Source organism: uncultured Aquimarina sp. (assembly GCF_947492965.1).
GTDB lineage: Bacteria > Bacteroidota > Bacteroidia > Flavobacteriales > Flavobacteriaceae > Aquimarina.
This window is the reverse complement of sequence record NZ_CANLOZ010000008.1, coordinates 131,901-152,499: the sequence shown is the minus strand read 5'-3', so window position 1 is coordinate 152,499 and position 20,599 is coordinate 131,901. Positions and strand designations below refer to the sequence as shown.

Below are 20,599 nucleotides of genomic sequence, written 5' to 3'. Positions count from 1 at the left end.
AATGTTTGAATATTTTGTGTTATTTATACTTAATATTTTGTTAGTAATTTTGAGAAATACTTAAAAGTTTAAATAGCAGATTTTGAATTCTTTATATCTTATTCTTACAAAACTACGTTACTTTGGTCCAGCTTGGGTTTTCGCATCTCTTAATATCATGACAGGTACTTGGGTGTTGTATATACCAAAGGTAAGAGCAAAATTGGCCATTGATGACGCACAGTTAGGAATTGCCTTATTTTGTTTTGCATTAGGAACTCTTACCATGATTCCAATATCTTCATTGATTATAAAACGAATTGGAGTAGGAAAGACAACGATGATAGGAATCATTATTTTTTCTTTACTTTTTTTAATCCCCTTACTAGCTCCTACATATTTGTTATTATGTGCTGTCTTATATCTGGTGGGATTATTCGCTTGCTTAACAGATATCGCTATGAATGCTCTGGTGTCTGAAATAGAACAGACAGATGCAGTTCATATCATGTCCGCTTCGCATGGTTTTTTTAGTTTAGGAGGTGTTATCGGGGCAGGTATCGGAGGCTTTTTAATAACCAAGATAGAAGTCCCTATTATTCATATGTTATTGGCGACTACTTTCGTTATCATAACAAATCTTTTGGTTTGTAGCGCTTATGTTATGATTAAAGGAAAAAAAGAAGAAAGTACTAAGAAGTCTTTCGATTTTAAAATTGTAAAACCTTTATTAGGATTAACCGTGATTGCTTTTTTGATAATGGGTAGCGAAGGTGCGATAGAGCATTGGAGTAAACTCTATATGCAGGATATTGTAAAAATTGCTTCTGAGAAAATCTCTGGTTTTGGATTTGTGGCTTTTTCTCTTATGATGACGATAGGTCGATTTTTTGGAGATGCAGTGAGTAAAAGTTTTGGATCCTTAACAATTATCATAGGAGGAGCTTCCATTAGTGCTTTAGGGTTTATCTCTGTGCTGAGCAGTACTTTAATACTTAGTATACTTGGTTTTGGACTGATAGGTTTGGGATTCTCCGTGATTATTCCAGAATTATTTAGATTGGCAGGAAAAACAAAAGGAGTCTCACCTGCAGAAGGAATATCATTCGTTGCTGGATTTGGATATCTTGGCTTTTTGGTGAGTCCGCCATTCCTTGGTTTATTATCCAAAATTGAAAGTCTGAAACTCAGTTTTACTGCATTACTAGTAGCTACACTAATTGCTTTAATGGTAACTCTATTTATTTCTAAAAGAAGATCTAATTAGCTTACGTAGCTAATAATAGTTATTTGTCTGTAATCACTTCAATATTTGTGAAGTAAAGTTTCCAGTTACCTTCGTTTTTCTGATGGGTTTTCGCAATTTGTATCCCGTTGAAGCTTTCATAATCTTCCCACGAAGTTATCAATGATGGTTCTGGTTTGTTTTTTTCTCTAAATACCCATTCTTTTATTTTAAAATCTCCTTCGAAATAGAAATCATAAGCATCTCCAGGTGTATATCCACCTTCATTTTTATAAACGATAGTGAGTTTCTGCATTTCTTTATTGCTAATAGGAGCAATTGCTTTTACTTCATGTGAGGATGTAAAGCTGTTTTGATCCCAAACCAAATTAAAAGGTGCTAATAACCAATACTTATCATTAATAAAACCTTGGTCGGCTCTGATAGCAACACTGTCGATATTTGAGCGGTTATATGCAATTGTGTCCTTGGCAGTGGTTAGGATGATTTCATTTTTTTTCGGTTTCCAGTTCCAGGAACGTTCGTAATGACTACTGTCGCGATCTATGTTAAAAGTAAATTTAATTTCTTGCACTTTTTCCCATTGATCAAAACCATTTGCTAAGGCTATTGCTTCTGTAGTGCTAAGAATTTTAGTAATTGTTTTCTCTTCCTTTATTTCGTCATTGTTATCATATGTGTATTGTTTTTTAGCATCTTTTTTACACGAAAAAACAATAAAAGAACATAAAAGTAGTCCAACTAGATATCTCATTATAATGGAAATTTTAGGCTAAAATATATAAAGCAATGCCTGGATCAATTTTATTAACAAGGTTTTAGGTTTTTATCTAAGTTTAGTGGATATTATTTAAAACAAAAAACTCCCTTAAAAAAAGGGAGTTTTAAAGTTTAATATTTCAAAATAATTACTCTACAATAAGTTTATATTGTGGAGTTTTATTTAATGGACAAAAATAAGTGTATTCTCCTTTTTGTAACGTTACTGTTTTTGAACTCTCAGTTTTTCCTTCTGCTACAACTTTAGTTACATAAGCTTCCTGAATATGATTTTTAGGATTAGAAGCGTCTTTTCCAGCTGGTACTAGAACAAACCCAACATCAGTACCTGAGTTGTTATTTGAGATATTGAAAACATAACTTCCTTCTGATAAAGTAACTTGTTTTTGAGTAAACTCTCCTTTAGTCTGCTCTAAAGAAACAGTTTTAACATCTTGAGCATTTGCACTTAAAGTAATTGCGAAAATGAATGTGAATAATGTGATTAATTTTTTCATGATTTTAGTATTTAAATAATTAAGGTTGAAAATGATTTTTTTGATTTTCTGAGAAGAAAGAGTTTCTTTCTGAATTCTTTCTTCTCAGAATTGTCTAATTGTTAGTATTTATTGGTGGTTGATATTTTATTATGCTGTAGTAGTTTCTAATGGTTGTGCTACAGGGAAATCAACAGGAACTTGAGTAGTACTATGAATGTAGTTTGAGATAGTTTTATCACCTACCAATACAATCGTGTCAATTAAGTTTCCTTTATCATATCCAGCCGCAAAGAAATTGTCTACTACTTCTTGATCCGCACGACCTCTATTTTCTGTAATGTTCTTAGCTAATTTAGCCAGCGCATCTAATTTAGAGTCAAAAGAAGCTTGCCCAGCTCTCAATTCTAATATTTGTTCATCTGTAAAACCGTTCATCTTTCCAATTGCAGTATGTGCAGATAAACAATAAATACAATTGTTAACTTCGCTTACCGCTAAGTTTACTACTTCTTTTTCTTTAGCTTTTAATGATGTTTTAGCGTTAGAGAAGTTTAAATAATTTTCTAATGCTGTTTCACTATGTGCGTATGTCGCATAAAGATTAGGAACAAATCCTAACGCTTTTGTAAGATTGTCAAAGATACCTTGGTTGGTACTGTTTACTTCTTCTCTTGTTGGTACATTAATTGTTGCCATGATTGTGATTTTTTAGTATTCTGAGCCAGCGCTTCAGAATGGATTTATATTTAAGTTTTAATTGTTATTTAATTTAACAAGGCAAAGATCCGATCGAAATATGTGTATTAGAATGTTCGTTTTTCCCGATGACTTGTCAATTTTTCCTTCCTCTATTTTTTTGAAGCTATAAAAGGTCTTTCTACATCACAATAAAAATCATGATGACTTCTTTGCTCACAATGAGCTTTTGTATTAAACGTGTTTACAATTGTTCTTTTTCCTTGACGAAAAATTTCTATTAAATTGAATATGGATTTATTATCTACTGTCATTTTTGTATTGTTTTAAATTAACATTACAAAGATGAAGTAATAATAAGGGCTACAGAATGTCATTTTTTCCTAACCGCTTGTAGATTTTTCCCTAAATAAAAAAAACCTCCAAAAATTGGAGGTTTTTTACAGTAAGTATATAAGTTTTAGAAGAATTTAATTTCTCTTCTTTTTATCCAAAGAATAATACCACTTAGAATAAATGTTAATAATGCGGTAATAAAAAGAACACCTCCATCATTGTTGATTTCAACTCCTAATTTAGTTAAGTGCATAAAAATAGCTCCTCCAATAACACCAAGTGTTATCGTAGCACCTATCCATACTGTTTTAGGAATTAATAATAAGATTCCGGCAATTAATTCTACAATTCCGGTGGCTATTCTTCCGTAAGGTTCTAAGCCCACTTTTGAAAAAATATAAACACTGTCGGGGTGCGCAGTAAACTTAAATCTAAGGGTTTGTATAAGAATAATAGCTACAATTATTCTTAGTACCAGGGGTATGGCCTTTTTCATTGTTAAATATTTTCAGAGTTTGTGTTAGTTACTATAGAACGCTGGGTAACGCGTCTATTTTACCATTAAATGTATTCTTTCTAGATATAAAATACAATTGTTCCAGATTGTTATCTTGTGACAATTGATTAGAGAGTTGTGGTAAATTGTTTCGTAAAAAAGTTTCAAAGGAATCTTTGTTTTTACTTCTATTAGCAGCTTTTCGTATGATTTTCAGATAAGAAGCTTTTTCTAACACTATTTTTTCTTTATTTGAATCAAAAAATAAAAGACTACTTTTTCCCTTTAAATTTTTTATTTCTTTTTTGAACTTAATTTCATTTAAAGCGATTAAGTCGTTATTATATTGACTAAAAGTATTCTTATAGATAGTTTCTTTGGTGTTTTGTAAGTATACTGTCTCTAGTTGAGATTTATACATATCTTCTTGCGAATAAGAAAAGGATAAACTTATCAATGAGAAAATTGCTGTGAAAAATGAATTGTAAAAAGTTTTCATACTGGTACGTTTTAAGTAAATCATTAAATTATACTACAATACCGGGGCAAAAAATATGTAGATTAAAAAATCTGAATAATTATGTATGACGTATAAGTCGCAATTGCATTTAAAAAATTACATGTTCCTTTTACCACTTCATAAAATGATCAAATAACTTTCAATGTTAAGTTGATACAAAATTAATTATTTAACTTGATAAAATATGTTAGGGAAAGTCTAATAAATCTTATTTAATGAAAGCGGTTAAAGTACTTTATATGTAGTTTTGTAAAAAAAAGAGGTGATATAATGAGTAAAGATTTTCAAGAATATTTTTCGACCAATAAATCGACTTGGGATACAAAGGTTTCGATACATGCAGCTAGTGAGTTTTATGATGTAAAATCTTTTAAAGATGGGAGAAGCTCTCTTGCAAAATTTGAATTAGAGGCATTGGGAGATGTTTCGGGAAAATCATTATTGCACTTGCAATGTCATTTTGGACAGGATACTCTAAGCTGGAGTAGGATGGGAGCTGAATGTACGGGAATTGATATTTCTGATAAAGGAATAAACCTAGCAAAAGAACTAGCAAAGGAATTAAAGTTAGAAGCTAATTTCTATTGTTGTAATGTGTTGGATACTTCTTATCATGTAAAGGAAAAATTCGATATTGTTTTTACGAGTTATGGCGTAATAGGTTGGTTACCCGATTTGAAACCTTGGGGGCAAGTGATTGCAGAAAGATTAAAACCGGGAGGAATCTTTTATATAGTAGAGTTTCATCCTATAGTTTGGATGTTTGATTACCTAGAAGAAACCCCTAAAATGAAATATGGATATCATCAAAAAGAAGCTATCTATGAAGAATATCAGGGTACTTATGCTGATATGAACTCTAGCATGATTAGTAAAGAATATGGGTGGAACCATGGATTGGGAGAGGTAGTGTCTGCTCTATCTGAAGCTGGATTAACTATAGAATACTTAAAAGAATATGATCAATCTCCGTACAACGTGTTTCCTAATATGACAAGGAATAATGACGGAATGTTCGAAACTAAGGATAAATTATACCCAATACTATTTGCTATTAAAGCATTTAAGTAACAATTCATTGATAATTTTTTTACATTTGCTGAAGGTTTTGGTGTCAACAAAAGCTCTGAAGTATATAGAGCTAGTTTGCCAAGAACATTAAAACTCGGATCGTATAATGTTCCTTTTTCATATTTTGGCAAACTGGAATCACTTTTACATATGCAACCAAAAAATATAGCTATCGTGGGAAGTGGCCTAGCGGGTTCACTATTAGCAATTTATCTAAGAAAGCGTAACCATAAAGTAACTGTTTTTGATAGAAGACCCGATATTAGACAGGTAAAATTTAGTGGTAGGTCAATCAATCTAGCAATGTCAGTTAGAGGTTGGAAAGCTTTGGATACTGTTGGAATTGGTGAAGAAATTAGAAAACTAGCTATTCCAATGGATAAAAGAACGATGCATGTAAATGGACAGCCTATATACCATCAATATTATGGAAAAGAAGGCGAAGCGATATATTCAATTTCCAGAGGGGTATTAAATCGAAAAATGATTAGTTTGGCAGAAGAGTCTGGAGCCGTTTTTAGATTTAATGAAAAAGTGTGGGATGTAAATTTACCAGAAGCTAAAATTTATACAGGAGAGACAGAAAAAGGGGAGTGGAAGGAGTATCAATATGATTTAATTTTTGGATGTGATGGTGCCTTTTCTAGAGTACGACATAAAATGCAGCGAAGAAGTAGATTTGATTATTCACAAGATTTTTTAGATGCAGGATATAAAGAATTAGGTATCCCCGCTAATGAAGATGGAACACATAAATTAGATAAAAATTCACTTCATATTTGGCCTAGAGGAAAGTTTATGTTGATTGCCTTGCCAAATTTAGATGGAAGTTTTACTTGCACTTTATTTATGCCGCATGAAGGAGAGAATTCTTTTGAGAGTTTAAAGACGGATGAAGAGGTAAAAGAATTTTGGCAAAAGTACTTTCCGGATACTATAGATCTTATGCCAACACTTTTAAATGATTTTAATAATAATCCTACGAGTGCATTAGTTACGATGAAATGCTATCCTTGGAGCTATTGGGATAAAGTTGTTTTGGTAGGAGATTCAGCACACGCTATTGTCCCATTTTATGGACAAGGAATTAATGCAGGTTTTGAGGATATTTCTGTACTTGATCAGATTATAGAAGACCATAATGGAGAAAATTGGCAAGAGATTTTTGAGGAATATCAAGAAGCTAGAAAACCAAGCACAGATGCTATTGCAGAACTTTCTTATCGTAATTTTATGGAAATGAGCAGTAAAACTGCGGATTCCAATTTTTTACTTCGAAAGAAAATAGAAAAGCGTTTTTCTGAAAACCATCCTGATAAATGGGTTCCTTTATATTCTAGGGTTACTTTTACGAATCGACCTTATGCTGAGGCTCTTGCGATTGGAGATCAACAAGCAGCTATTATGGATGAAGTAATGAATATTGATAATATCGAAGAAAAATGGGATAGTGATGAGGTAGAACAGAAAATCATTGCATCTTTAAATATGAGGAATTCTCTACAATTTTAGCCAGCGTTTTATCAAGAATCAAAGGAGATAGTTAATTACTAGTGCCCTTATAGAAAATGTTAAGGACACTAGTAAGTCTAAATTTTAAAAAATCCCATCACCAAGTCCGTTAGTACAATCTGGATCGCCTGGTAAAGACAATGGTTCTTGCCCTCTTCCAAAAGAATATCCAGCCGCTTTTCCTTTTAAAAATTCTGTTGAAAGATCATCGAATAAATCATTATAATACCCTTGGTTATTGTTTTGGGTAATCTGAATAATGTTACTAGAAGCATTTGTTTTTCCAGCAGCAATTCCTACTGTGCCATTCGGAGTAACTATTCTTATCTCTTCACAAGGGTCATAATTATAATTACGAACCGTAGTATTGTAGTGATAAACCCAATCACTATAACCTCTTTGGAAACCGCAATCATATTCTTGATTAGGGAAAAGACCAAATCCACAAGAACTCTTTTGGTTTATTTCAGGATTTAAATTTTGTTGGTTAAGAGAATCATTAGCATCTTCTGTGGAACAGGAATAAATAGTTACGAGTACTAGTGTCAAAATTAGTTTTCCAATTTTTTTCATGTTTAGAAAGTTTTAAAAGTGAATAAAATGATTATGCTATTTTCAATGTTATTATCTAATAGCAATTAGTAGTGTTCTAAACATCTTATTTGTTACTATAGCAAAATAAGGTTTCTTTTGCTTTTAACTTTGATTTAACAGCTACGCTAATTTAGTAGGATTTATTTTGAATTTTTTAAGATGTGATATTGACATCAATATCAGGCAATCTTTGTAAGCGCGAGGATCATCCAACCAACCTTTTTAGCCATTTTAGTTTGGTGCTGGTATAAGGAGAATATTTGAGGTTTAGCTCTATTAAAAAGGATTTTTCCAAAATGCTTTTGTAATGTGAAAAGGTTTCAAAACCAGCTTTGCCATGATAGCTCCCAATACCACTATCACCTACACCTCCAAAGGGTAAATTTTGTTCCATGAAATGCATTACAGCATCATTTACAGCTCCTCCGCCAAATGAGATTTCTTGTAGTATTTTATTCTTTATTGTTTTACTTTTTGTAAATACATAACAAGATAAAGGCTTGGATAATTTTTTGATATCGGTAATAGCCTGATCTAAATGATCAAAAGAAATTACTGGTAAAATAGGACCGAAAATCTCTTCTTGCATTACTTTATCAGAAAAAGAAACTCTAGTCATTACGGTTGGCGATATAGTGCGATTTTCAGCATCGCAATTTCCTCCAAAATAAACCTTTTCAGGTTCAATCATATTTTGTAATCGTTCGAAGTTTTTTTGATTTACAATTTGCGTATAATTTTGATTCTCTACTTTATAATCTGCACTCTCGATATGACGTTGTATTGCAACCAATAAATCATCATGTACAGCCTTATCAACCATTACATAATCTGGAGCAATACAAGTCTGACCAGTATTCAAAAATTTAGCCCAAACCAAACGTTTGGCAGTCATGTCGATGTTGACATCTTTGGTAATAATTGCTGGACTTTTTCCTCCAAGTTCTAAAGTTACTGGGGTGAGGTGTTTTGCAGCTGCCTGATATATGATCTTTCCAACTGGAATACTTCCAGTAAAAAATATTTTATCAAATTTTACTTTTAATAATTCTGTAGTTTCTGGTACTCCTCCTTCAATCACTTTAAAGAATTCAGGACTAAAATTTTCATTAATTATTTTAGCCATAACGGAAGAAGAATTAGCTGGTATTTCGCTTGGTTTCATAATAACCGTACAACCAGCGGTAATGGCAGCAATTGCAGGTACGATTGATAATTGATATGGATAATTCCAAGCACCCATTACCAAAACAGTTCCGAAAGGTTCAGGTATGATATAGGTTTTTCCAGGAAGATTAGCAAGTCCTGTAGAAACGCTCTTTTTTTTTGACCATTTTTTGATTTTTACCAGAGCTAGATCAATCTCATGGTACATGATCGCAAGCTCAGTCGTGTAAGTTTCGTATTTGGACTTTTTAAAATCTGAGTAGATAGCATTGTATAATAACTCTTCATTTTGTTGTAAAACACTTTTAAGGTGTTTTAATTGTTGTATTCTAAATGAGATATTTTTAGTAGCATTGGTTTCAAAAAAAGCCCTTTGCTTGTCTATGACATCTTGATAATTCATAGCTAAAAGTATAAAAATATATCTAGAAAAGCATTATGATTATGCTTGCATTTGCTTCTTAAGCTCTAGCTCTTTTTGCATTTGCTTTACCGTGAGAGTACTACCGTCATGACTCCATCCTGGAGGTCCGAAAATGTACATAAACTTGTGATACCAATTTTTGGATTTTTTGGTGTCGTTCCAAATGTCCTTGTATTCATGGGTAAGTATTACCCAAGGATTATAGGAATTAGGAGCATGAGTAACTCCATATTGTACTTTTATATTTTCATCAAGTTCTTTCCAAGAACCAAAAATTTTATCAAAGATGTTAAGAATCCCGCCATGATTTTTATCCATATACTCTATGTTTTTAGAGTGATGCACTTGATGCATGGTATGGGTATTGAGAATTTTTTCAACAAAGCCCATTTTAGGAATAAATACACAGTGTAGTTGGAATTGCCATAAGGCTTCAATTCCTAAACAAACAATAACCATTTCTACAGGAAAACCAATAATCGGTAACCAAACATAGAATAAAGGTTTGTATAGTAAAGTAAACCATCCGTTCCGTACAGCAGTACCCAAGTTAAAATTATCTGAGGAATGATGAACTATATGTGCAGCCCAAAAAAACCGTACCATGTGATTTTGTCGATGGAACCAATAATAAGAAAAATCATCTCCCAACATACATAATAGCCATATGGGCCAACTATATCCAAAAGATTCCCATCCCATAATATTAGTTCTTACGCCATCGACCTCGGGATTAAAGAGATCATAAGCATAGTTAAAAAATAGGATGATCGTTATTGTTTTAATTAATGGTCCTAAAATAGCCGAGCCTACGCCCATAAAAACACTCGCGGCTAAATCTTTCCATTCATAAAGTTCTTTGTGTTTACTTGTCTTACTATATGTAAGTTCTACTAAGATTAATCCTAAGAAGCAAGGTACTCCATAGACTAATGGGTTGGTAAAATCCATTCTTTTTCAATTCTTTTCTTTACGGGGCAGAATATAGTAAGAATTTGTAGTAAAACTTTAACATTCGTACCTTTTAAATTAAAAAAGATTGGTTTTTAACGATTGTTTACTAGAAAAGAGTGAATTTTACGAATATGAAAGAGTTTATTTCATGAAAATTTGAGATGGATCTTTAAAAGATTTAAACTCTAAGGCATTTCCGCAAGGGTCATAAAAAAACATTGTAGCCTGCTCTCCAACTTCTCCTTGAAATCTAATATAAGGTTCAATAACAAACTGTATTTTTTTTTCGGATAGCATATTAGCAAATTCTTGCCAAGTATCCCATTCTAGAATAATTCCGAAATGAGGAACGGGAACTTCTTTACCATCGACACTATTATGATGTGCTTTTTCTTGTTCTGATTTTGGTTTGTAATGAATGACTAACTGATGTCCAAAAAAATCAAAGTCTACCCAATGATCACTACTACGTCCTTCGCTAAGATTAAGGATGTTATTGTAAAAATCTCTTGCTATTGCTAAATTGTCTACAGGAATAGCTAAATGGAAAGGAGATAAGGTGCTCATAATTGAATTAATTAATGTAGTTCTATGTGTTTTTTATACTCTCGTTTTATGAACTAAAGTTTGACGTAATTTACCTAGTTCAAAAGGAAAGTTATAGCCTATTAGGATATAATTAACACGCTTCATTTAGCGTCTTCTATCGCTTCTCTTTCTTTTTTTTGAGTGTGAAGAATTTCTTGTGTTATTGTTTTTAGAATTAAAACGTTTAGAAGAATGAGGTGCTTTATCTTCCGATTTTTCTTTTACAAAGGAAGCTTCTTCTGTTTTGCTCGAATCTCCAACATCTTTATTAATAATGTTTAACTCTTTTTCTGTAAGATATCTCCATTTTCCAACAGGGGTATCCAGATTAATATTCATTATCCGAATTCGTTTTAATCGAGTTACTTCATACCCTAAGTATTCGCACATTCTGCGGATTTGTCGGTTTAAGCCTTGAGTGAGTACAATTCTGAAATCGTATTTGCTAATTTGCTCAACTTCACATTTACGTGTAACGGTATCTAAAATAGGAATCCCATTACCCATTCGTTTAATAAATTGAGGACTAATTAATTTGTTTACAGTAACAATGTACTCCTTTTCGTGATTATTCCTAGCTCTTAAAATTTTATTTACAATATCTCCATCACTAGTTAATAGTATTAGCCCTTCGCTAGGTTTGTCCAATCTTCCAATAGGAAAAATTCGTTTAGGATAATTTATATAGTCAATGATATTATCTTTTTCATTTTGTGCAGTTGTACAGACAATTCCTATAGGTTTATGAAAAGCAAGATATACATGTTTTTCTTTAGGTTTAGTTATTAATTCTCCATCCACTCTTACTACATCCTCTGGAGCAACTTTAGTGCCCATTTCTGGTACTTTGTTGTTTATCGTAACACGACCTTGATCAATCAATTTATCTGCTTCTCTTCTCGAGCAGTATCCTACTTCGCTTAAGTATTTGTTGAGTCTGGTAAGGTTCGTATTTGACATATTTTAAATAAAATGCAAATATAGTATTTATAGCTACGATATCTAGGGATCTGAAAATGGCTTTCATGGATAAGTAGTTACAACTAAATCTATTTTAGTAAAAAAAATAAGAGTTTTACGAAGTACTTATTTTTTTAAAAAGTCAATGATCATATCATCTACTTCGTCAAAAAAGAGAGAATGTCCAAAATCTTCGGTAGTGATGAATTCTGAGTTATTCCAATTTTTATGAATCTTTTCGGATCCAGAATAAGGCGCAATATCATCTAATCGATCATGAATAAGCAAGCCAGGATGTGTTAAGCTTTTAGCAAACTCAGCAACTGAAAACTCATCGAAATAATAACCGAACTTTTCCTTAAAATAATGACTTAAAGCTGTCATAAATTTATCAGACAGCTTTAATGTTTTTTGATAACCTTCCATAATTACTGCTAATTCTGTAGGAGGTGCTAAGACGATTAGTTTTTGTATCTCCGGATTGGGATACTTGAATTGATGAAAAATTGAAGTCATTCCGCCTATAGAATGGCCAATCACATAATTTGGTCGATACAATTCGATAATTTTCTGAAGACATTCTGCGTATAAAGGCACATTTAGTGTTTTTCCTGAGGAGTTTCCGTGCGCCGGAGCGTCAAACGCTATGATGTTATAATTTTTCTGGTGAAGTTTTTCTATGAGTGTTTTCCATCGATGGGTGTTACTATCCCATCCGTGAACCATTAATACAGTTTCTCCCATATTTGGCCATCGGTAAGTTTGTAAATAATGCCCATTTAAAGAAACGACTTCATCTTCTGCTTCTTCTAAGAAATATTCTTGATCCGGTAATATTTTTCCTTTCAGTGGTGTGCTAAAAAGAATGTATGCACTGTGTAATGCCTTTTTTTTGTTAAAAAAGAAAAGTAATAAAAGTCGTTTTCCTATTAATATAGGAAGATACTTTTTAAGTTTTTTCTTCATAATTCCTCTCTATGAACGGATTCTATTGAAAAGGCAGGAAGACAAATCGCGATATATTCACATGGCTCATCAAAAGGATTTGCATATTGTATTCTGGTATTTTTTTCAATTTTGATAGACTGACCTGATTCTAAAACGACCTTTTCTCCTTCGATAATAAATTGTTTTTTTCCTTTGATAATATAGGTATATTCATCAAATTCTGGTGTTTGAAAAGGTTCGCTCCATCCTGGAGGTGCTACCATGTGAGCAATACTGACTTGAGTATTTCCATCTGTTGCTCTTCCGAAATGTTCTTCGATTAATTTACCATCTGTAGTAGGGACGACAAATGGTGATTTTTGAATCTGATATTTTTTACCCATAAAGTTATCTTTCGGCATTTATTTTTCTTCCCAGTTAATAATAAAATATTTGATCGCAGCAGTATCTGGTATTTGTGATGCTTCGATTTTGGCAGCAGTATTCGCTTTAAGGCTACTAGGCAAATCTTTTTTGTCTATGGAAATAGAAGCCTGTATACTGTCTATAAAAATAACCGCAGAACTTAGGGTATTATTAATTTTGCTTATCGTATAGTTATCTTTGATGTCCTTAAAAACACTTTTGGTAGATAAACCTGAAGTAGTTTTAAATTTGGAGTCTATAATTTGAACACTTTCTATAGAAGATTCTGGGTTATTTTCTTCTCTGGGTTCTAAAGATAAAAGCTTGGAGCCTCCTTTTTCATAAATCTCTATGGTTTTAGCAACATTTACAAAACTACCACCTTGCGATGCTTTAACGATTGAATCATTGGCATAGATAGAGTCTAATTGACTAACTTTTGTAGTGTTGGTTAATTTTCCAATTCGATTAAAAGATATTTCAAAAGGATCTTGCTTTTTATCTTTCTGACAACTTAATAAACTTAAACTGATTAGTAAAATACAATGAATTTTTTTAAACATAATGTATTAGTTATTCCCAAAGTTAAACTATGATTTGTGCGTTGTTTAGCGTAATAATTTATTAAGAACTCCAAGTGCTCCTCGTATAAAAGTTGCACTTGTTAATACTTTGATAACTGCTTTTTCAGTGGTGCTAGCTCTTCTGCTTTTTGATCTCGAACTAGAGGAAGTTCTTTTTAACTTCTCTCGCTCTTTTTTTGCAGCAGCTTTAGCTTCTTCTGCTTCTGCTTTTTCTATTTTTTCGTTAAGTATTTCATAGGCACTTTCTCTATCAATATCTTCATTGTACTTTTTAGAAAGTTTAGATGCATTAAGCAATTCTTTTAATTCACTTTCTGAAAGTATATCCATTCTACTCATTGGTGCTCTAAGCATAGTCGCAGCGAGTGGAGTAGGTCTCCCTTTTTCATCCAGTGCAGACACTAAAGCTTCTCCGATTCCTAACGAGGTAAGTACCTCTTTAGTATCATAATATTCAGATATTGGATAATTTTCGGCAGTAAGTTTTATGGCTTTGCGATCTTTGGCGGTAAAAGCTCTTAGCGCATGTTGTACTTTTAAACCTAACTGTCCTAATACTCCATCTGGAACATCAGTAGGATTTTGCGTAACAAAATAAAGGCCAACTCCTTTTGATCGTATTAATTTAACAATACTTTCTATCTGATCCATTAAGGCATTAGAGGCTTGCTTAAAGATAAGATGAGCTTCGTCTAGAAAAATAATTAATTCTGGTCTTCCGCTATCACCTTGTTCTGGAAAGGTGCTATATACCTCTGCCAAAAGACTTAACATAAACGTAGAAAATAGTTTTGGTCTGTCTTGTATATCAGTTAATCTAAGGATGTTTATAAATCCTCTTCCGTCGTCATCTACTCTGCATAAATCTTGAACCTCAAAAGATCTTTCACCAAAAAAGATATCTGCTCCTTGTTGTTCTAATGCAACAATTTTACGAAGAATAGAACCTGTAGAAGCGGTAGAAATTCTTCCGTAGTCTTTTTCTAATTCCTTTTTTCCTTCTCCAGTAGCATATTGTAATACTTTTTTTAAATCTTTCAGATCTAACAGTGGTAATTTATTATCATCACAATATTTAAATATTATCGAGATAATACCTGCTTGGGTTTCTGTTACATCAAGAATTCTAGAAAATAAAACCGGACCAAATTCACTAACCGTTGCACGTAGTCTAACTCCATCTTGTTCTGATAAACTAAGAATCTCCACAGGAAAATTCTTAGCTTCAAATGGGATTCCTATTTTTTCATGGCGTTCATCAATTTTAGGATGTCCAGGACTAGCAGCAGCCAAACCACTTAGGTCTCCTTTTATATCCATTAGAAGAACTGGAATACCTTGTTCACTAAGGTTTTCTGCTAATACCTGAAGCGTTTTTGTTTTACCAGTACCTGTTGCACCTGCAATTAATCCATGACGGTTTAGCGTCTTAAGAGGAATTTTAACATGTGCATTCGTTACTGTTTCTCCATTATGCATAGCCGCTCCTAAGGCGATAAAATCTCCTTTGGTAGTATACCCCTTAGTTATATGATCAAGGAATTCTTGATTAGTACTCATAGTTGATGTAAATTTTGATAAAAATAGGAATCTTACTTCTTCTATCGAAATGAATGTAGTTTTGTTTAGGTAAATTTATAATTTTTAAATTAATAAGAAGAAGTGAAGAAAATTATAGTTTTCTTTATCTAGAAAATTTCAAATGTTTAAAACAATGAAAAGGATATATTTTTTTGTGATGCTTATTTCGATGATGTTTAGTTGTGGTAAAAACCAAAGTTCTAATACATCTGTTATTTTCCATAAAACTCATGAGCCAAAGAAGTCAAATGCGCCATTTTCTGATGCGGTACAAGTTGGTAATTTATTTTTTCTTTCTGGTCAAGTTGGAATGGATCATACTACTCGAAAATTAGCAAGTGGTGGAATTAAGGCAGAAACAAAACAAACTTTAGAGAATATTAAAGCAGTACTGGCGCATCATGATATGGAGATGAATGATGTGGTAAAATGTACAGTGATCCTTTCTGATATCGCTGATTTTAGTGCTTTTAATGAAGTGTATAAGACATATTTTCCGCAAAAGCCAGCAAGAACTACATTTGCTGCAAAGGGATTGGCTGTAGGTGCTAAAATTGAAATTGAATGTATTGCTACAAAATCTGAATAAATACTTACATCATTTCATATGAGAAATAGTATTAATTAAGATTCCATAATTAAAGAACAGGTTTTATGAAGAAAAACACACTAAATTCGAATGTTGGATAGGGTGTGTCATTCATAATTTATTAGCTACCTTTGCAGCCTTATGCAAAAAAGTGTGGAAAAATTGGTGAATGAGGGTAAAATGCTTCCATTAATGGAAGAGTTTTATACTATACAAGGAGAAGGGTATCATAAAGGTACTGCAGCTTATTTTGTACGAATAGGTGGTTGTGACGTAGGATGTCATTGGTGTGATGTGAAAGAAAGCTGGAATGCAGAGTTACATCCTCCTACAGAAACAGACGTAATTGTAGAGAACGCAGTTAAATATAGCGATGTTGTAGTGGTTACTGGTGGAGAACCACTTACTTGGGATATGACTTTACTTACAAAAGGTTTAAAAGATAAAGGAGCGAAAACACATATAGAAACTTCTGGTGCTTATCCACTTACTGGCGATTGGGACTGGATATGTCTTTCTCCAAAAAAGGTAAAACTTCCAACACAAGATATTTATCCAAAAGCAGACGAATTAAAATGCATCGTTTACAATAAAAGTGATTTTGCCTTTGCAGAAGAACAAGCCAAGCAGGTATCATCAGAATGTGTGTTGTACTTGCAACCAGAATGGAGTGTGCGTGACAAAGTAATTCCAATGATAGTCGATTATGTGATGGAGAATCCTAAATGGAAGGTTTCGCTACAAACTCATAAATACCTAAATATTCCTTAATTGACTTATTACTTTTACGGTTTTTGACGTTTTTATCGGGTTGAAACTTCTTGATTTTTAAGTAAGTAAGGTTTTTCCGTAAAAATGTGAGAATTTACCCATTAAAAAAAGTAAGAAAAAGTAAGAAAAAACTTTCTTTTGTTTTTTTGTTGTCCTTTTGGTAACAGTTTTTTAACCTATATACATATTATTTTAACTAAAAGTTTAGCGATACCATATTTATTTTTTGATTTTCCTGAAAGTAGTTCTTAATTTTATATAAGTATTTTAAAAACAATATTTTATGAAAAACTTATACTCTATTTTTGGGCTCGATTTTAAAATTGTAATAGATTTTATGAGAGATTTACCTAGTGCTTCTCGATATGCAATGAGAAGATAATAACAAGTTATACTTCGTTTTTAACCATAAGTAAAAGATTACATTATTTTGTAATCTTTTTTTTATGTCTACAAGATGCAAAATTAAGCTTTTGTGAATATCGTATTTGTTTTGCACCAAGAATAATTCGCTTTTTAGTGATTAAATATTTACTTTTCAGTAGGTTAGCATTAATTAGGGTGTGATTTTTAGGGGGATAACCCCCTGAAGACTGTTTATTTTTTGTAAGTAAAAACGTCAAGTACATTTAGAGTTTTTGTACTTTTTGTTCTTTTGGCGATGATAATTATGTTTATAGCTAAAACTTAGATTTTGATATGTTAAAATTTTCATACCAGGGAGTTTTGCAAGCTATCTTTGTACAAGAAATTAAAAATCAGATTATTATGACAAAATTTTACAATATATTTTCAATAGATTTTAGTGCAATAAGAACATTTTTAAAAGAATTGCCAGCAGCAAGCAGCAATGCAATACACAGGTAGAGGTATTCTAGGTGTAATTTCTAATTAATTGATTTGAGTAAAAAGAAATTATTCTTTAATTGATTCGTAAGTGTATGGGAAGAGGCTTTGTTAAAAAGTAAGATAAATGCCTTTAGAACTTCAAATTAAGTAGGAAAGAAAATACTTGTATAATTGGAAAAATGCGTTGTTAATCGGTAATTTTTTACCAAATATCTAAAAGTACTTACATTTTTTGTTAAAATTGTTGATTTAGAACCTTTTAGATAGTATCTTGTAACGTAATAAATTGGAAATTTTATGGGGCTATTTTACACTAAATTCAGATTAACATTTAGGGTTGTCATGGACTTCCTTAAAGAATTACCAGGAGCGTCTAGCCACGCTATACATCGGTAAAAGATTTTTAAACTTATAATCCTTATTATGGTATATATTCATTGAAGATAAGAGATTATTAGGGAAAGATAAAAACGAGATTAATTGTTATAATTAATCTCGTTTTTGTTTTATTTCCAATCCGAGGAATTAATTATAAAAAGGAACTTCTACTCTTGTAGTTTCCCATCCTAATACCATATGATATCCTTTATCTACTTTTTTAAACGCTATTGAAAAAGCTTCTAGTTCATCTCCTGTTCCTGCTGGAACTTTAATTCTAGCTACATCTTTGCCTTCATCATAAGAATAAGCTCCCCATACATCCAAGTCAGAGTTTAATATAATAGTCCACTCTTTTTCACCTGGGATAGTGAATAAAGAATAGGTTCCTGCTTTTACAGTTTTTTCTCCTAGTTTCATGTCCTTGAAAAGTTTGATTTCGGTAGCTTCATCAGCTCCTGTTCTCCACACTTTTCCATATGCAACTTTTTCTCCAAGCATCGTTCTTCCTTTCTTCTGAGGTCTACTGTAGATTACTTTAACGTCGGGTTTAGCATTTCTATCCGTTTTAGCATAAGAAATATCGGTTGGACTTTTTTGTAACCCAGCAAATTTCTGAGCATTCATGCTAGTAACAGTTCCTATGAAAAGTAGGATAGCAAATAAGAGTGATTTTTTCATAATTTGTGATTTTATTTTTATAATCGTCGTAAAGATAGAAGCGAACATACATATGAAATGTTAATCACCTCATTAAAGTTCTGTTAAAAGAGAAAATAACAACTTGATACTTTTATTAGCTTTTAATAGAAAAAATATTTCATTTTGATAAATAAAAATGCTTTTATGTTTTTATTTGAAACTAAAATAATCTTTTCTGTTTAAATATTGTAACTATTACTTCATCTTTGACTTCTCAATTAATAGAAAAAGAAAGATATGTGTGGAATAGTTTGCGCTTTTGAATTAAAAGAAAAGGCTGAGGTTTTAAGACCACAGCTATTAGAGATGTCTAAAAAAATACGTCATAGAGGACCGGATTGGAGTGGTATCTACTCTGATCAAAAGGCAATTTTGGCTCATGAAAGATTAGCTATAGTGGATCCAGTTTCTGGAAAGCAACCTCTTTTTAGTGAAGATAAAAAATTGGTTCTTGCAGCAAATGGAGAAATTTATAATCACCGGGAAATTCGTAAACAGTTTGATGGTTCATATAATTTCCAAACAGAATCCGATTGCGAGGTAATATTAGCTTTATACAAAGAAAAGGGTGTTGAGTTCTTAGATGATTTAAATGGAATCTTTGCTTTTGCGTTATATGATGCGGAAAAAGATTCGTATTTAATTGCGCGAGATCATATGGGTATTATTCCTTTATATATGGGATGGGATCAAAATGGGACTTTTTATGTAGCTTCTGAACTAAAAGCCTTAGAAGGTGTTTGTACCAAAATCGAGTTGTTTCCACCTGGTCATTACTTAGATGGTACGACGGGAGAATTAACAAAATGGTACGTTCGTGATTGGTCAGAATATGATGCAGTAAAGGATAATCAAACTAGTATTGATGAGGTGAGAGATGCTTTAGAAGCAGCTGTGCACAGACAATTAATGTCTGACGTTCCGTATGGAGTATTGTTGTCAGGAGGGTTAGATTCTTCAGTTACTTCGGCGATAGCCAAAAAATATTCAGAAAAGAGGGTTGAATCCGGTGATACCAAAGAAGCTTGGTGGCCACAATTGCATTCTTTTTCGGTTGGTTTAGAAGGTTCTCCAGATCTTGCAGCAGCACAAAAGGTAGCCGATCATATTGGTACTATACATCACGAGATCAAGTTTACTATTCAGGAAGGTTTAGATGCAATCAAAGATGTGATCTATAATCTAGAGACCTATGATATTACTACTGTTAGAGCATCTACACCAATGTATTTAATGGCAAGAGTTATTAAGTCGATGGGAGTGAAGATGGTACTTTCTGGTGAAGGTGCAGATGAGATTTTTGGGGGATATTTATATTTCCACAAAGCTCCTAATGCTCAGGAATTTCATGAAGAGACTGTACGGAAATTAAGTAAACTGCATATGTATGATTGTCTAAGAGCTAACAAATCGCTTGCAGCTTGGGGTATCGAAGGAAGGGTGCCTTTCTTAGATAAAGAGTTCATGGATGTAGCGATGAGAATCAATCCACAAGATAAGATGATTAATGGAGAGCGAATGGAAAAGTGGGTAATTCGTAAGGCTTTCGAATCTTACTTGCCAGAAAGTGTAGCTTGGAGACAGAAAGAACAATTTTCCGATGGAGTAGGATATAGTTGGATAGATACACTAAAAGAAGTGGTAGATAGAGAAGTGACTGATGAACAAATGGCAAATGCTCATTTTAGATTTCCAATTCAAACACCACAAAATAAAGAGGAGTTTTATTACAGATCTATTTTTGAAGGACATTTTCCAAGTGATGCAGCCGCACTAAGTGTACCACAGGAGCCTTCTGTGGCATGTAGCACAAAAATCGCTTTGGAGTGGGATGAAGCTTTCAAGAATATGAACGACCCAAGTGGAAGAGCTGTAGCAAATGTACATGACGATGCTTACCTAGTGGATGAGGTCGTTCAATAAATAATAATCAAGAAATTTAAGAATTTCAGCTTGAGTCGCTGAAAGTTGAGTTAATTGAGATGTAAAA

Annotated in this window: 22 protein-coding genes; 6 read left to right on the top strand and 16 right to left on the bottom strand. The window is 32.5% G+C overall.

The genetic code is table 11. The annotated features are described in order from the left end of the window. Nucleotides 1-82: 82 nt before the first annotated feature. Nucleotides 83-1,246, top strand: coding sequence for an MFS transporter (locus Q1B37_RS19455; protein ID WP_299901501.1), 1,164 nt, complete (start codon nt 83-85; stop codon nt 1,244-1,246). 19 nt (nt 1,247-1,265) lie between these two features. On the opposite strand, the gene Q1B37_RS19450 is transcribed toward Q1B37_RS19455, so the two are convergent. The 6 genes from Q1B37_RS19450 to Q1B37_RS19425 all read right to left on the bottom strand — a co-directional run bounded on the left by Q1B37_RS19450 (nt 1,266) and on the right by Q1B37_RS19425 (nt 4,511). Next, a complete protein-coding gene (locus Q1B37_RS19450) occupies nt 1,266-1,979 on the bottom strand; it encodes a hypothetical protein (RefSeq protein WP_299901499.1) in 714 nt (237 codons plus the stop codon). Between the two features lie 154 nt (nt 1,980-2,133). Beyond that, nucleotides 2,134-2,502, bottom strand: a complete 369-nt coding sequence (locus Q1B37_RS19445) for a cupredoxin domain-containing protein (protein WP_299610265.1) — start codon at nt 2,500-2,502, stop codon at nt 2,134-2,136. A 129-nt stretch (nt 2,503-2,631) separates the two neighbouring features. After that, nucleotides 2,632-3,180 carry a carboxymuconolactone decarboxylase family protein gene (locus Q1B37_RS19440; protein WP_299901495.1) on the bottom strand — a complete coding sequence of 183 codons (549 nt, stop codon included), beginning with the start codon at nt 3,178-3,180 and terminating at the stop codon, nt 2,632-2,634. A gap of 152 nt (nt 3,181-3,332) precedes the next feature. After that, nucleotides 3,333-3,494: a hypothetical protein gene (locus Q1B37_RS19435; RefSeq protein ID WP_299901492.1), complete on the bottom strand. Its 162-nt coding sequence runs from the start codon at nt 3,492-3,494 to the stop codon at nt 3,333-3,335. A 146-nt stretch (nt 3,495-3,640) separates the two neighbouring features. Further along, nucleotides 3,641-4,012, bottom strand: coding sequence for a DoxX family membrane protein (locus Q1B37_RS19430; RefSeq protein WP_299610259.1), 372 nt, complete (start codon nt 4,010-4,012; stop codon nt 3,641-3,643). 31 nt (nt 4,013-4,043) lie between these two features. After that, nucleotides 4,044-4,511, bottom strand: coding sequence for a hypothetical protein (locus Q1B37_RS19425; protein WP_299610253.1), 468 nt, complete (start codon nt 4,509-4,511; stop codon nt 4,044-4,046). Between the two features lie 291 nt (nt 4,512-4,802). On the opposite strand from Q1B37_RS19425, the gene Q1B37_RS19420 reads away from it, so the two are divergent. Then, the gene (locus Q1B37_RS19420) at nt 4,803-5,603 is read left to right on the top strand and encodes a class I SAM-dependent methyltransferase (protein ID WP_299901489.1); all 801 of its coding nucleotides are present in this window, start codon (nt 4,803-4,805) and stop codon (nt 5,601-5,603) included. Between the two features lie 150 nt (nt 5,604-5,753). Beyond that, complete coding sequence (locus Q1B37_RS19415; RefSeq protein ID WP_299901549.1) at nt 5,754-7,115, top strand: NAD(P)/FAD-dependent oxidoreductase; 1,362 nt, start codon at nt 5,754-5,756, stop codon at nt 7,113-7,115. Between the two features lie 84 nt (nt 7,116-7,199). On the opposite strand, the gene Q1B37_RS19410 is transcribed toward Q1B37_RS19415, so the two are convergent. The 9 genes from Q1B37_RS19410 to Q1B37_RS19370 form a co-directional block, all read right to left on the bottom strand. Continuing rightward, on the bottom strand, nt 7,200-7,688 hold the full coding sequence (locus Q1B37_RS19410) for a hypothetical protein (RefSeq protein ID WP_299901486.1): 489 nt from the start codon (nt 7,686-7,688) through the stop codon (nt 7,200-7,202). Between the two features lie 226 nt (nt 7,689-7,914). Continuing rightward, nucleotides 7,915-9,279, bottom strand: a complete 1,365-nt coding sequence (locus Q1B37_RS19405; RefSeq protein WP_299901483.1) for an aldehyde dehydrogenase family protein — start codon at nt 9,277-9,279, stop codon at nt 7,915-7,917. A gap of 39 nt (nt 9,280-9,318) precedes the next feature. After that, nucleotides 9,319-10,251 (bottom strand): sterol desaturase family protein, encoded by a 933-nt coding sequence (locus Q1B37_RS19400; RefSeq protein ID WP_299610245.1) that lies wholly within the window; start codon nt 10,249-10,251, stop codon nt 9,319-9,321. Between the two features lie 144 nt (nt 10,252-10,395). Then, nucleotides 10,396-10,821 carry a VOC family protein gene (locus Q1B37_RS19395; protein ID WP_299901481.1) on the bottom strand — a complete coding sequence of 142 codons (426 nt, stop codon included), beginning with the start codon at nt 10,819-10,821 and terminating at the stop codon, nt 10,396-10,398. A gap of 126 nt (nt 10,822-10,947) precedes the next feature. After that, a complete protein-coding gene (gene rluF / locus Q1B37_RS19390; RefSeq protein ID WP_299901478.1) occupies nt 10,948-11,802 on the bottom strand; it encodes a 23S rRNA pseudouridine(2604) synthase RluF in 855 nt (284 codons plus the stop codon). Between the two features lie 126 nt (nt 11,803-11,928). Further along, nucleotides 11,929-12,768, bottom strand: coding sequence for an alpha/beta hydrolase (locus Q1B37_RS19385; RefSeq protein WP_299901475.1), 840 nt, complete (start codon nt 12,766-12,768; stop codon nt 11,929-11,931). Beyond that, nucleotides 12,765-13,133, bottom strand: a complete 369-nt coding sequence (locus Q1B37_RS19380; protein ID WP_299610325.1) for a cupin domain-containing protein — start codon at nt 13,131-13,133, stop codon at nt 12,765-12,767. Before Q1B37_RS19380 ends, Q1B37_RS19385 begins: the two co-directional genes overlap by 4 nt. 18 nt (nt 13,134-13,151) lie before the next feature. After that, nucleotides 13,152-13,718 (bottom strand): hypothetical protein, encoded by a 567-nt coding sequence (locus Q1B37_RS19375; protein ID WP_299610234.1) that lies wholly within the window; start codon nt 13,716-13,718, stop codon nt 13,152-13,154. A 45-nt stretch (nt 13,719-13,763) separates the two neighbouring features. After that, nucleotides 13,764-15,299 (bottom strand): helicase HerA-like domain-containing protein, encoded by a 1,536-nt coding sequence (locus tag Q1B37_RS19370; protein ID WP_299901473.1) that lies wholly within the window; start codon nt 15,297-15,299, stop codon nt 13,764-13,766. A gap of 154 nt (nt 15,300-15,453) precedes the next feature. Between Q1B37_RS19370 and Q1B37_RS19365 the strand changes: the two genes are divergently transcribed. Next, nucleotides 15,454-15,909: a RidA family protein gene (locus Q1B37_RS19365; protein ID WP_299901471.1), complete on the top strand. Its 456-nt coding sequence runs from the start codon at nt 15,454-15,456 to the stop codon at nt 15,907-15,909. A gap of 141 nt (nt 15,910-16,050) precedes the next feature. Next, nucleotides 16,051-16,680 (top strand): 7-carboxy-7-deazaguanine synthase QueE, encoded by a 630-nt coding sequence (locus tag Q1B37_RS19360; protein WP_299901468.1) that lies wholly within the window; start codon nt 16,051-16,053, stop codon nt 16,678-16,680. 1,374 nt (nt 16,681-18,054) lie between these two features. Here Q1B37_RS19360 and Q1B37_RS19355 read toward each other — a convergent pair. After that, nucleotides 18,055-18,588: a DUF2911 domain-containing protein gene (locus Q1B37_RS19355; RefSeq protein ID WP_299610225.1), complete on the bottom strand. Its 534-nt coding sequence runs from the start codon at nt 18,586-18,588 to the stop codon at nt 18,055-18,057. Between the two features lie 258 nt (nt 18,589-18,846). Between Q1B37_RS19355 and asnB the strand changes: the two genes are divergently transcribed. After that, complete coding sequence (gene asnB / locus Q1B37_RS19350; protein WP_299901465.1) at nt 18,847-20,532, top strand: asparagine synthase B; 1,686 nt, start codon at nt 18,847-18,849, stop codon at nt 20,530-20,532. Nucleotides 20,533-20,599: the final 67 nt, after the last annotated feature.

What these genes read in the sequence shown, in the direction of transcription:
- Q1B37_RS19400 (WP_299610245.1), bottom strand. Translation starts at nt 10,251, where the DNA reads ATGGATTTTACCAACCCATTAGTCTATGGAGTACCTTGCTTCTTAGGA.
- Q1B37_RS19365 (WP_299901471.1), top strand. Translation starts at nt 15,454, where the DNA reads ATGAAAAGGATATATTTTTTTGTGATGCTTATTTCGATGATGTTTAGT.
- Q1B37_RS19410 (WP_299901486.1), bottom strand. Translation starts at nt 7,688, where the DNA reads ATGAAAAAAATTGGAAAACTAATTTTGACACTAGTACTCGTAACTATT.
- asnB (WP_299901465.1), top strand. Translation starts at nt 18,847, where the DNA reads ATGTGTGGAATAGTTTGCGCTTTTGAATTAAAAGAAAAGGCTGAGGTT.
- Q1B37_RS19450 (WP_299901499.1), bottom strand. Translation starts at nt 1,979, where the DNA reads ATGAGATATCTAGTTGGACTACTTTTATGTTCTTTTATTGTTTTTTCG.
- Q1B37_RS19380 (WP_299610325.1), bottom strand. Translation starts at nt 13,133, where the DNA reads ATGGGTAAAAAATATCAGATTCAAAAATCACCATTTGTCGTCCCTACT.
- Q1B37_RS19430 (WP_299610259.1), bottom strand. Translation starts at nt 4,012, where the DNA reads ATGAAAAAGGCCATACCCCTGGTACTAAGAATAATTGTAGCTATTATT.
- rluF (WP_299901478.1), bottom strand. Translation starts at nt 11,802, where the DNA reads ATGTCAAATACGAACCTTACCAGACTCAACAAATACTTAAGCGAAGTA.
- Q1B37_RS19425 (WP_299610253.1), bottom strand. Translation starts at nt 4,511, where the DNA reads ATGAAAACTTTTTACAATTCATTTTTCACAGCAATTTTCTCATTGATA.
- Q1B37_RS19395 (WP_299901481.1), bottom strand. Translation starts at nt 10,821, where the DNA reads ATGAGCACCTTATCTCCTTTCCATTTAGCTATTCCTGTAGACAATTTA.
- Q1B37_RS19445 (WP_299610265.1), bottom strand. Translation starts at nt 2,502, where the DNA reads ATGAAAAAATTAATCACATTATTCACATTCATTTTCGCAATTACTTTA.
- Q1B37_RS19370 (WP_299901473.1), bottom strand. Translation starts at nt 15,299, where the DNA reads ATGAGTACTAATCAAGAATTCCTTGATCATATAACTAAGGGGTATACT.
- Q1B37_RS19420 (WP_299901489.1), top strand. Translation starts at nt 4,803, where the DNA reads ATGAGTAAAGATTTTCAAGAATATTTTTCGACCAATAAATCGACTTGG.
- Q1B37_RS19405 (WP_299901483.1), bottom strand. Translation starts at nt 9,279, where the DNA reads ATGAATTATCAAGATGTCATAGACAAGCAAAGGGCTTTTTTTGAAACC.
- Q1B37_RS19415 (WP_299901549.1), top strand. Translation starts at nt 5,754, where the DNA reads ATGCAACCAAAAAATATAGCTATCGTGGGAAGTGGCCTAGCGGGTTCA.
- Q1B37_RS19360 (WP_299901468.1), top strand. Translation starts at nt 16,051, where the DNA reads ATGCAAAAAAGTGTGGAAAAATTGGTGAATGAGGGTAAAATGCTTCCA.
- Q1B37_RS19375 (WP_299610234.1), bottom strand. Translation starts at nt 13,718, where the DNA reads ATGTTTAAAAAAATTCATTGTATTTTACTAATCAGTTTAAGTTTATTA.
- Q1B37_RS19385 (WP_299901475.1), bottom strand. Translation starts at nt 12,768, where the DNA reads ATGAAGAAAAAACTTAAAAAGTATCTTCCTATATTAATAGGAAAACGA.
- Q1B37_RS19440 (WP_299901495.1), bottom strand. Translation starts at nt 3,180, where the DNA reads ATGGCAACAATTAATGTACCAACAAGAGAAGAAGTAAACAGTACCAAC.
- Q1B37_RS19355 (WP_299610225.1), bottom strand. Translation starts at nt 18,588, where the DNA reads ATGAAAAAATCACTCTTATTTGCTATCCTACTTTTCATAGGAACTGTT.
- Q1B37_RS19435 (WP_299901492.1), bottom strand. Translation starts at nt 3,494, where the DNA reads ATGACAGTAGATAATAAATCCATATTCAATTTAATAGAAATTTTTCGT.